This window comes from Sulfuricurvum sp., from assembly GCF_049305995.1.
Lineage (GTDB): Bacteria > Campylobacterota > Campylobacteria > Campylobacterales > Sulfurimonadaceae > Sulfuricurvum.
Map to the genome: position 1 here is coordinate 1 of NZ_JBAQPS010000016.1, position 10953 is coordinate 10953.

Annotated in this window: 10 protein-coding genes and 1 pseudogene; 4 read left to right on the forward strand and 7 right to left on the reverse strand. The window is 38.2% G+C overall.

Features of this window, described 5'->3' with window-relative positions; all coding sequences use genetic code 11:
- The 5 genes from WA010_RS00530 to glmU all read right to left on the reverse strand — a co-directional run.
- Positions 1-704: LptF/LptG family permease (locus WA010_RS00530; protein WP_422555227.1), on the reverse strand; the 704-nt coding region annotated here is incomplete at its 3' end.
- On the reverse strand, positions 697-1446 hold the full coding sequence (locus WA010_RS00535) for a prepilin peptidase (RefSeq protein WP_422555228.1): 750 nt from the start codon (positions 1444-1446) through the stop codon (positions 697-699). The genes WA010_RS00535 and WA010_RS00530, both read right to left, overlap by 8 nt.
- Positions 1446-2123 carry a polyprenyl diphosphate synthase gene (uppS, locus tag WA010_RS00540; RefSeq protein WP_422555229.1) on the reverse strand — a complete coding sequence of 226 codons (678 nt, stop codon included), beginning with the start codon at positions 2121-2123 and terminating at the stop codon, positions 1446-1448. Before uppS ends, WA010_RS00535 begins: the two co-directional genes overlap by 1 nt.
- Positions 2120-3388: a bifunctional phosphopantothenoylcysteine decarboxylase/phosphopantothenate--cysteine ligase CoaBC gene (gene coaBC / locus WA010_RS00545; RefSeq protein ID WP_422555230.1), complete on the reverse strand. Its 1269-nt coding sequence runs from the start codon at positions 3386-3388 to the stop codon at positions 2120-2122. Before coaBC ends, uppS begins: the two co-directional genes overlap by 4 nt.
- Positions 3388-4692 (reverse strand): bifunctional UDP-N-acetylglucosamine diphosphorylase/glucosamine-1-phosphate N-acetyltransferase GlmU, encoded by a 1305-nt coding sequence (gene glmU / locus WA010_RS00550; protein ID WP_422555231.1) that lies wholly within the window; start codon positions 4690-4692, stop codon positions 3388-3390. Before glmU ends, coaBC begins: the two co-directional genes overlap by 1 nt.
- 62 nt (positions 4693-4754) lie before the next feature.
- Here glmU and fliP point away from each other — a divergent pair, with 62 nt between their 5' ends.
- The 4 genes from fliP (at position 4755) to thrC (ending at position 9558) form a co-directional block, all read left to right on the forward strand.
- A complete protein-coding gene (fliP, locus tag WA010_RS00555; RefSeq protein ID WP_422555232.1) occupies positions 4755-5525 on the forward strand; it encodes a flagellar type III secretion system pore protein FliP in 771 nt (256 codons plus the stop codon).
- An 8-nt stretch (positions 5526-5533) separates the two neighbouring features.
- Entirely contained in the window at positions 5534-6649 is a 1116-nt protein-coding gene (gene trmA / locus WA010_RS00560) for a tRNA (uridine(54)-C5)-methyltransferase TrmA (RefSeq protein WP_422555233.1), read from the forward strand.
- Complete coding sequence (locus WA010_RS00565; RefSeq protein WP_422555234.1) at positions 6646-7941, forward strand: hypothetical protein; 1296 nt, start codon at positions 6646-6648, stop codon at positions 7939-7941. The genes trmA and WA010_RS00565 overlap by 4 nt, the downstream gene beginning before the upstream one ends.
- Before the next feature lie 144 nt (positions 7942-8085).
- Positions 8086-9558 carry a threonine synthase gene (gene thrC / locus WA010_RS00570; RefSeq protein ID WP_422555235.1) on the forward strand — a complete coding sequence of 491 codons (1473 nt, stop codon included), beginning with the start codon at positions 8086-8088 and terminating at the stop codon, positions 9556-9558.
- A gap of 29 nt (positions 9559-9587) precedes the next feature.
- Here thrC and ppk2 read toward each other — a convergent pair whose 3' ends face one another.
- Positions 9588-10532, reverse strand: coding sequence for a polyphosphate kinase 2 (gene ppk2, locus WA010_RS00575; RefSeq protein ID WP_422555236.1), 945 nt, complete (start codon positions 10530-10532; stop codon positions 9588-9590).
- Positions 10533-10555: 23 nt separating this feature from the next.
- A pseudogene (locus WA010_RS00580) lies at positions 10556-10953 on the reverse strand (thioredoxin domain-containing protein); the annotation flags it as partial.

The window sequence follows — 10953 nt, forward strand, 5'->3', positions numbered from 1 at the left end:
GGATTACTACTTAACATATCATTAATATAAGCAGTTTTAAAGAGCATAGTTTTAAGAAGATCATTATTATAACTGTAGCTTTGACCATTCTCTAAGCGCAGTTGTAAGATCCCTTGATTGTTAATAAGTTCTGCTTTTTCAGCTGTAATAAGGATTTCATCTTTCATCTCTTTATTAAAAAGGACAACATCCCCAAAGGTATGAGATATACGATTACTTTGATTGATAAAGAGCATCCAGTCACCGAAATTATGACCGAATTCTGATGCAGTTAAGTTAAACTTGGCTTCAGCTCTTTTTTTATCTAAAAAGTTTCCGGAGATAATTTTGATATAAGGGGTAATCACCACAAAATCAACAAAAAGCAAAATAGAGAGAAGCAATGCAGGACGTGCTAAAACTTTTGCAATATACGATGGGGATATACCGAGTGAAAAAACCACGATCATCTCATTATCGTTTGATAGACGATATAGAGTGAGTGCTCCCCCGACGACAAAAGCGATTGGAAGGGTATAAAAAAGCAACTCAGGTAAAACAAAGAGGTAAAGTTTCCCCATTTCAGCGATACTAAGCTGAATCACCGCTGTATACGTAGCGAGCTTGATCATAAAAATAACCGAAGCAATTGCAAACAGCGGGAGAAAAATCGAGAAAAAAAGAATCGATAGATTCGACAAAATATAACGGTGTAATTTATCCATATAACCCCACCAAATATGTGCTTACATAGGTATCAAACATCAAAACGATCCAACATCCCATTGCTAGAAATGGGATAAAAGGGAGTTGTTTGGAATCTTCATTCTTACCTTGTGTTAATAATAAAACAGGAAGAGCGAGCACTGCACCTACGAAAATTGCAACCAAGCCAAGTTGTACACCCAATAATGCACCTATTGTTGCAGCAATCATAATATCCGCTTCTCCCATCGCCTCTTTTTTAATAATATAGGAGAGAGAAAAACGAAGGAGTGTAAATCCACCGGCAAATAAAAGGGCATTGGTAAAATTATAACCTAGATGCCCGAATGAAGTCGCACTCAAAATAGCAATGCTCAGTGCAGTAAGATTAATACTATCAGGAACCATTTTGTAGCGGTAGTCAATCACTGAGAGAACTAAGAGGAGATCAAATGTTAATGCTATCCCAAATGAGTGGATAGTTACTCCTAATTTGATGACGCTGAAAACGAAAACAAGACCACTCATGACTTCTATAAATGGATATTGAATTGATATTTTTTCACCGCAAAAAGCACAGCGTCCCTGTAAAAAAACCCATGATAGAATTGGAATATTGTGATAAAACCGTAAAGGTGTCTTGCAATGCATACAATGTGATGCGGGAAAAGAGACACTTTGATTCAGTGGAATTCGTATAATAAGAACATTTAAAAATGAACCGATTATGATTCCTAGAATAAATATGATGAATAATTCCATCAGTTTAATCCTCCGAAACGTCTTTCAACGGTTTTAAATTTTTTAATAATGCTTTCCAATTCAGCAGAGGTAAATTCTGGCCATAACGTATTAGTAAAAAAAAGTTCTGCATAGGCAGCTTGCCATAATAAAAAGTTGGAGAGTCGATGATCTCCGCCAGTACGGATGAGTAGATCAATATCATGTTGACAATCAAGTGCGTTATTCAGCAACTCGACAGTAATAGGTATACGAGGAAATAAGGCATTGACCGCACGGACAATTTCATCACGTCCTCCGTAATTTAATGCCAAACTTTGAACCAGACCATTACAGCCTTCTGTTACGTTTTGAAGATCATCAATTACCTTACGCAGAGATTTTGAAAATATAGAAAGATCTCCGATCGGTTCAAAACGTATATTCCCTTCCAAATAATTTTTTCGTTCATTCTTGAGGTATTTTTCAAGCAATTTCATCAAAAATTCTACTTCAAGTTTTGGGCGTTTCCAATTTTCGGTACTGAACGCATAAAGGCTGAGACGATTAATCTCAGGATGATCAGCGCAGTAACTGGTGATGGTTCGGACACTTTCCGCCCCTTTTTCATGCCCAAAAGAACGGTTTTTCCCTTTCGATTCAGCCCAACGACCGTTACCATCCATAATGATTGCTATATGATTCGGACGATTATTCATAGAGTCTCAGCTTGATTTAAAATCATGAAGGATAGAGATAATTTATCATTTTTAGGTAAATTGACAATCTCTTGCGTTGTAATGAAATCGATACGATTAGTATTACTTCCGAAAGGATTATTTTCATCAATAATATTGAGGCATACTGCATTTACCCCTTTATTCATCAAAAGTTTTTTTGCATTTTGGATTGCGACAGAAGGATCAGTTTCAGCTTTAAACGCGATGGTTTTAATTCCCTCTTTACTACACTCCCTCAGGAGATCGATATTTTGTTTCATCTCGATACTCCATGATTCTCCCAACATCTCTTTTTTGAGCTTTCCATTTTGAGGATGAGTCGGAATATAATCGCTGACCGCAGCAGCCATAAACAAAAAAGGCTCTTTTTGGATCAGGGTGATAGGTTCATCGTGAATCAGTGAAGGTTTTGAAAGTTTCCCTTTTTTAGCGATACGGAGTGAATCGGTGAGGTACTCTCCCATCTCTTCGGAACTTTCAACATCAATGGTGTGAATGGAGTCAGGGAGAGCTTCGTCAAAACGGGTAGCGATAAGATTTACGTCTGCTCCCCGTAAAAATAGTGCCGTCGCAAGGGCGGAGGCCATTTTGCCACTGGAGCGATTACTGATCGTGCGAACATCATCAAGTTTTTCGATCGTCCCTCCACCGGTGACGATGACGCGTCGATCCAACCAAAAATCATTTTTGAGTAATGTACGAGATGAATGCCAAAAAATCTCCAGAGGTTCAGCCATCGCACCATCTCCTACCACTTGACATGCTAGCTCTTTGGTTTGTGTCGCGATTATTTCATAGTTAGCGATAGCGAGCATTTTTTGGGATGCTTGTATCATCGGATTTTGAATCATATTCGTATTCGCGGAGGGAGCTAAAAGTTTAATTCCCGGATAGGCAAGAGCGCATTGGGTCAGGATCGTATCAGCAATACCGTTGGCAAGCTTAGCAATGGTATTCGCGCTTATGGGAGCAATAACAAATAGATCTGCCCACTGAGTAATTTTAATGTGATTGAAATCATCTGCCCATGACTCGTTGGTGTCATCAAGAACACGGTTATGACTAAGAGCTTCAAAACTGAGTGGTGCTACAAATTTTTTTGCCGCAGGAGTCATAACAACTCGTACTTCAGCTCCTGCTTTAATATAAAGGCGGAGCAATTCAAGTGCTTTATACGCTGCGATTGATCCTGTCACACCAAGAAGGATTTTTTTACCCGCTAAAAGATTTATCGGGATATACATTATTTCCCTTTACTGAAAAATTTGGTAAAAAATCCAGCAATTTTTTTGATTGGATGACGACTAAGAATGAGGATATCACTCTCATATTTCCCAGATGTAACAGTAGTTCCTGCAGCAATCATAACATTATCGGCTATTTCGATAGGGGCGATGAGCTGAGTATCGCTTCCGATAAAAACATTTTTACCGATAATCGTTTGATATTTCTTTAATCCATCGTAATTGCAAGTAATGGTTCCAGCTCCAATATTGCTTCCTGTATCGATAGTAGCATCGCCAAGATAACTGAGATGTCCCGCCTTGACCCCCGTGAGGGTTGATTTTTTCACCTCGACGAAGTTACCGATATGGGTTCCTTCGATTATACTAAGGGGACGAATATGCGCTAACGGACCGATATCCGAATCTCGAATAACACTATCTTCGATCACGCTGTGGGCTTTAATATGAGAGTTGACGATCAGGCTGTTGCCGCACAGACGGGCACCGTTTTCGATGACACATTCTCCCTCAAACTGAACCCCTTCTTCGAGGTAAATGCTTTCAGGAAGCTGCATAATCACCCCTGCATCCATCCACGTTCGGCGCAGACGTTCCATCATAATGATTTCGGCATTGGTGAGATCATTTTTCGAGTTTACCCCTTTGAATTCTACCTCTTCGACATAGAGAGGGGCAATGTTCAAGCCGTCGTTGCGTGCCATTTCGATCACGTCAGTAAGATAATATTCTTTTTGAGCATTTGCATTGGAGAGGCGGGGAATATAGGTTTGTAATACATGGTGTTTAAATGCATAGACACCCGCATTGACGGTATTAATTGTTTTTTCGCTCTCAGAGGCATCTTTCTCTTCGACAATTCGTAATACTTGGTTATTTTCGATGACAACACGTCCATAACCTGATGGATTATCCAAAGGGATAACCGACATCACAATATCAGCAGGATTGGCTAGGAATTTTTCAATGGAAGAACGTGTAATGAGAGGCATATCACCGTTTAGAACCAATACGTCATCGTAGCGCGGTTTTACCTCCATCATCGCACCTCCCGTTCCGGGGAAGTTTTCAGCATCTTGAGTAACAAATGTCAACCCTGTAAAATATTTTTCCATTGAGGTTATGACGGCATCTTTTTGGTGGGCAACAACGACGATAACATCATCGGTAATCTCTTTTGCTGCCTTGATACTATAATAAAGCATCTCACGTCCACAAATTTTATGTAATACTTTTGCTTTAAGCGATTTCATACGGCTCCCTTTTCCGGCAGCTAAAATCACGATAGAGAGAGAGTTGGACATAAATGCTCCTGATAGTTATTCGCGATATTTTATCAGATTTTAACGAGAACCACCCTTAGTCTATGGTATTATCATCTCTTTATTTTGGGAGCATCGGTTTGGGGCGTTTTTTCTTCTTATTTCTTTTAATCCCTTATATTTTATGGGGTGCTGATCCACAGGTACCGGCAATGAATTTCAATCTCACTGCTCCGGAATCTCCAGAAGAGATTGTGAGCTCGCTCAATGTTTTACTGGTTTTAACCGTACTTTTTTTAGCTCCGAGTTTAGTGTTAGTGATGACTACTTTCACCCGTTTTGTTATCGTATTTGGCTTTTTACGCCAAGCTTTGGGGACACAACAGGTTCCACCAACTCAATTACTTGTTATGCTTGCTCTTATTTTAACGGTCTTTGTGATGGAACCTGTCGCCACCAAAGCATATGATGAGGGGATCAAACCCTACAGTGAAGAAAAAATCACCTATGATGAAGCATTTGAAAAAACAACCGATCCGTTTAAAAATTTTATGATACGTAATACGAGGGAGAAAGATCTCGCTTTATTTCTACGGATTCGTCACATGGAAAATCCTCAATCGATCAAAGAAGTACCTTTGACGATCGTAATACCGGCATTTATGATCAGTGAACTTAAAACGGCATTTGAGATAGGATTTTTGCTTTTTTTACCGTTTTTAGTTATTGATATGGTGGTTGCTTCGATATTAATGTCGATGGGTATGATGATGCTCCCGCCCGTCATGATCTCAATGCCGTTTAAAATCCTTGTATTTGTTATGGTTGACGGATGGAATCTGCTGATTGGCAATCTAATCGCCAGTGTTAAATAAGGGTCGAAATGCAGTGTGAATACTTTGGAATTTGCGGCAGTTGTCGTGATTATGAGGCAGGATATGAAGGTCAGCTAAACCATAAACTGAGTTTAGTACGTGAGATGTTCATCCCTTTTTACAAAGGTGAGATAGTTATCGCCCACTCTCCGAAACAAAATTATCGCTCCCGTGCCGAGTTTAAGATTTATCATAATGATGGAGCCATTTCATACGCTATGAGCCGTCTCGATCGGCAAGGTTCCGTGATGATCGACAAATGTTCGATTGTCTCTTCTACTATTGCTTCTGTGATGGAGCGGTTGTTAGTTGAAGTGAACAATTTGGAGATAGGATATAAACTTTTCGGGGTTGATTTTCTCTCTTCATCAAGCGGTGAAGTGTGTGTAAGCCTCTTGTACCATCGAGCGTTGGATGAGGAGTGGAAAACCAAAGCAATCATTTTACAAGAACGACTTGGCATTTATATCATCGGTCGTAGCCGTAAACAAAAAGAGATATTATGTCGCGATTACATTACTGAAACGCTTACTATCACAGGCAAAAAATATCGCTACATCCATATCGAAAACAGTTTCACTCAGCCAAACCCAAGAGTGAATGAGCAGATGATCGAGTGGTCACTTTCCCAGTTGGACGGAATCGGCGGTGATCTGCTCGAACTTTATTGCGGTGCGGGCAATTTTACAATTCCATTTGCGAAAAAATTTGATCGAGTATTGGCAACGGAGATTTCTAAAGCTTCTATTCATGCCGCAAAGCAGAACATGGAACTTAACAGTATCGAGAATATAGAATTCGTCCGTCTATCCGCCGAAGAGTTTACCCAAGCTCTCGACGGTATCCGTGAATTTCGCCGTTTAGAAGGTCTTCAAGTATCTGATTATCATCTCAAAACCCTTTTTGTCGATCCGCCTCGTGCAGGATTGGGGGAAGAACCGTGTGCCTTTGCAGCACGGTTTGATCATCTCCTTTATATTTCATGCAACCCTGAAACGTTGTATCGTGATTTAGAAATTCTCTCTCAAACCCATACAATTACCGCAATGGCTGTATTTGATCAATTCCCCTATACTCATCATTTGGAAATGGGTGTAAAATTAGTAAAAAAAGGATTAATGTGAAATCCATTTTACTGAGTATGCTTAGCATACTCTATTTATTCGGTGCAACTGAAATCACCAAACATCCTTCAACATATGAAGATCATAGTACGGAAAAGTCAAATTCCAGTGAAGAAAAAATTAAACCTTATCAAATGCGTATTGTTACTCTCAAATTGCAGTTGGATCAAACCAATAAGGAACTTTCTCGATTAAAAAAACAAAATACTGAAATAGAACGTGAACTTACCCAAAAAAGTGGTGTTATTCAAAGTTTGGAAAAAACGTTAAATAATCGAGATAAAGGGTATCGAGATGCTGTAAATGAAAATGACCGACTTTTAGCTCAAACCAATCGTGAAAAAGTAAGTCGAATTGAACGGCAAAAATTAACTTCTTCATTGGAAAAAACTAAATTAGAAGTTCAACAGTTGGAAAATTCAATTACAAAGGTGTCCAAAGAAAAAATTCAGCTCGTAAAAGAGTTGAATGATGCAAAAGCATTAGCAGAGAAGTATAAAAATTCAGCATCAAAAACTTTAACAAATGTACCGTTATCTCCAAAAACCACTCCGATAAACGATCAAAGTGATAAAATCAAAGCTCTTCAAATTGAACTTGCTCATGCGAATGAATATATTCAAAAATTGCAAACAATGCCCTCTTCCAAAGAGAGAGTTGTAACTAAAATTGTTGAGCCAACAGATAAAATCACAGCTTTAGAACGTGAACTCTCAGCAGCTCAGACAAAAATTGCGATTCTTAAGAATAATTCTTCCTCTAGTGTTGTCAAAGAAAAAATCATAGAAAAAGTAGTCTATAAAGATCGCCCAGTGATACAAGAAAAGATTATAGAAAAAGTAATTCTTAAATCGAATGACGCTACTGAAAAGCTTAATCGTGCTCTTCAGCAAAAATTAGCTGAAAATGAAGCTCAAACAATAAAATTAAAAGAACAATCACGTAAATTAATACCGCCAAAAATGATGAAAACAGCAACTCAAAGTAGTGTTATTCCTGAAAAAACGAAGAACTCAACCGTATCGGAATTTAAAACTCCGATAGCAGTTACAAATACTCCAATACCTAAAAAAGGGGGATCGTCTGCCTACAGAATATCAGGTAATGCTCCCATCTATAATTCTCCCGGAGGTTCTAAAATTGATACATGGGAAGATCGTCGATCATTTACGGCAGGTTCACCTTCAGGTGGATGGGTTCATATTACCGGTTATTTTGTAAATCGTGTATGGCAACCTACAACTACAGAAGAAAATTTATGGGTTAAAGAGAGTGATGTCATTCGAAGATAATTTAACTGTTTATCTAAAAGTTTAGATTTTTTCAGTGCTTAAGTAGATACCATCGTAAGAATATATTTTGTTTAATGATTGTTTTCTAAGCATCCACTGATAGCGTCTTTGTTATAATTACAAAAATTTTACAAAGCGACACTGATGAAATTTATTGAAACGCGCGGAAATGACGGAATCCATCCTCAACAGGTTACCTTTTCAGAGGCGATTTTAAGTCCAATTGCCTCATTTGGCGGATTATATGTTCCTAGTGAACTTCCTTTTTTAGGTGAATCATTTCTTACGAAACATCTAAGCTCTTCTTATAAAGAACTTGCTAAAGATTTATTGACAACACTTGAAATTGATATTGATGATTCGATACTTGATGAAGCATTGTCGTTATATGATAAATTTGATGATCCAATCAATCCTGTACCGGTTGTTAAAGTGCGTGACGATCTATACGTCAGCGAACTTTATCATGGTCCGACCCGTGCCTTCAAAGATATGGCATTACAACCGTTCGGTGTCGTTCTCAGTTCTATCGCCCAAAAGCGCGGAGATGAATACCTCATTTTGGCGGCAACCAGTGGTGATACTGGGCCTGCAGCACTGGAGACTTTTAAAAATAGAGCGAATGTCCGTGTGGTATGTCTCTATCCTGATGGAGGGACATCAGATGTTCAGCGTCTTCAAATGGTGACCGAAGATGCACAAAATCTTAAAGTCATCGGAATTCACGGTGATTTTGATGATGCTCAAAGTGCATTAAAAAAACTTTTAGCTTCAGCAACGTTTAAAGATACTTTAAAAACTAAAAACATCTCTCTTTCAGCGGCAAATTCAGTTAACTTCGGGCGGATTATTTTTCAAATCATCTATCATATTCACAGTTATCTTGAATTGCTTCGTCAAAATGTGATTACAATGGGTGAAAAAATTTACCTTGATGTTCCTAGCGGAAACTTTGGAAATGCGCTTGGTGGGTATTACGCCTTTAAAATGGGGCTTCCGGTCGAAAAAATCATTATAGCTTCCAATGAAAATAATGTCCTTACTCGTTTGATCAATACGGGACATTATGATTTGCGTGGTGAAAGTGTTGTTGCTACAACATCTCCGGCAATGGATATTCTAATTTCAAGCAATGTAGAGCGTATTTTATTTGATTTCTTTGGAAGTCAACGAACCAAAGAACTTATGACAGCTCTTGAAACCAATCGTTTTTATGCACTCAGTGATGATGAAACAATGAAGATTCAAACTCTTTTTGCAGCAGACTATTGCAACGGCGCTGAAGGGAAAGGATATATTAAAGAGGCATTTGACAGCGGTTATTTGATGGATCCGCATACAGCTACTTGTTTTAAAGCATATGATTGCTGTGCAACTAAACCGTTAAAAACTATTGTTTATTCGACGGCTGAGTGGACGAAGTTCTCTCCAACGATCGCTAATGCCTTAAGTGGCGAAAAAGGTGCGAATGATATCGATGCACTTGAATCGATCAGTAAAATAGCCTCCACTCCGATCCCCGCAATGATCAAAGGGCTTTTTTCTAAACCGATTACCCAATCTACGGTCATTGAAAAAGAGAATATTGAAAAAGAAATTTTAAGTTTTCTTCATTAACTATTGGGAGATTACTCCCTACTAAATTGTTAATGATCTACCCTTTTTTTACTTTTCTTTTGATGGAGTGCCATCTCCATTAATTTTATCTCTTCATCACCCCAAATCAAAATTTTTTTAGATATTACCAAATCAAGCTGTTTTAATGAGTTATATTGAATAGACGATAAAATATGTTTTATACAATTGATTCGTGCTTTTTTTTTGTTGTCTGAACGAATAATAATCCATGGTGCATGTTCGGTATGAGAAGCTTGAAGCATTGAATATTTCATGCTAGTGTATTGATTCCATAAAGCTTGTGATCTGGCATCCACAGGAGAGAGCTTAAATTGTTTTAGGGGATCGGTTTTACGTTCTTGGAATCGTTTGGCTTGTTCTTTTTTGGATACTGAAAAATAAAATTTAAAAAGAATAATTCCTGATGTAACAAGCATGTGTTCAAATTCGCTTACCTGATTTAAAAATTCTTGATGTTCTTGCGGAGTACAAAATCCCATGACCGGTTCAACTCCACCGCGATTGTACCAACTACGATCAAATAAAGCAATTTCACCCGCACTCGGGAGGTATTTGGAATAGCGTTGAAAATACCATTGCGTTTTTTCGACATCTGATGGCTTATCAAGGGCGACTACACGGGCGCCGCGCGGGTTAAGATGCTCTGTAATTCGTTTAATAGTACCACCTTTTCCGGCAGCATCTCGTCCTTCGAAAATCATAAGAACTTTTAAACCTTTATCTTTGACATAGTTTTGAAGCTTTAGAAGTTCTATTTGTAATTTCTTTAGTTCATCTTCGTATTCTAAAACCGATTTTTTCACCCAAATCGGTAATCGCTCTTCTTTTTTACTTTTTTTAAGTCGTTCTTTTTCATTGACTTCTTCACTTTTTTGCCAATCTCCATGAACAATTTCTTTGAGATCGAGAGCTTCGCTAATTTCAGCTTTAGCCATTGCTCTTTTTGCACCCATTGAATACTCCCTAATTTTTTTGATTATAACGTTGATAGGATTAAATCATCAAGTTGCTCTTTTTGTTGTGTCGATGTAAAACAAGAATTCTCGCCACAAATGATAAATTGATCTAATAGGTTATCATTTTTGAGGAGAACAAAAGGGTAATTCAGGGGGGCGGTTATTCTTGATAGATTCTCTGAGTTGCTTTTGATTAGCCGTTGATTTTTCAGATAGCGAATCACTTCGATAGTAAGAGTAGGATAATAGATCGGTGTCTTCATGAGTTTCATCGAGATATATTCAAGGCTTTTAAATGCAAAATAGCTGTATTTCTGATCAACTAAAATTCCAAGACTTTGCAATACATTCACCATGACACCAAGCGCGCTCGGATAGGTACCATCATCCATCTCGGCAACCGTTGTAAAGGCACCTC

Coding starts and splice junctions, on each gene's coding strand:
- WA010_RS00535 (WP_422555228.1), bottom strand. CDS start 1,446: ATGGAATTATTCATCATATTTATTCTAGGAATCATAATCGGTTCATTT.
- uppS (WP_422555229.1), bottom strand. CDS start 2,123: ATGAATAATCGTCCGAATCATATAGCAATCATTATGGATGGTAACGGT.
- coaBC (WP_422555230.1), bottom strand. CDS start 3,388: ATGTATATCCCGATAAATCTTTTAGCGGGTAAAAAAATCCTTCTTGGT.
- glmU (WP_422555231.1), bottom strand. CDS start 4,692: ATGTCCAACTCTCTCTCTATCGTGATTTTAGCTGCCGGAAAAGGGAGC.
- fliP (WP_422555232.1), top strand. CDS start 4,755: ATGGTATTATCATCTCTTTATTTTGGGAGCATCGGTTTGGGGCGTTTT.
- trmA (WP_422555233.1), top strand. CDS start 5,534: ATGCAGTGTGAATACTTTGGAATTTGCGGCAGTTGTCGTGATTATGAG.
- thrC (WP_422555235.1), top strand. CDS start 8,086: ATGAAATTTATTGAAACGCGCGGAAATGACGGAATCCATCCTCAACAG.
- ppk2 (WP_422555236.1), bottom strand. CDS start 10,532: ATGGGTGCAAAAAGAGCAATGGCTAAAGCTGAAATTAGCGAAGCTCTC.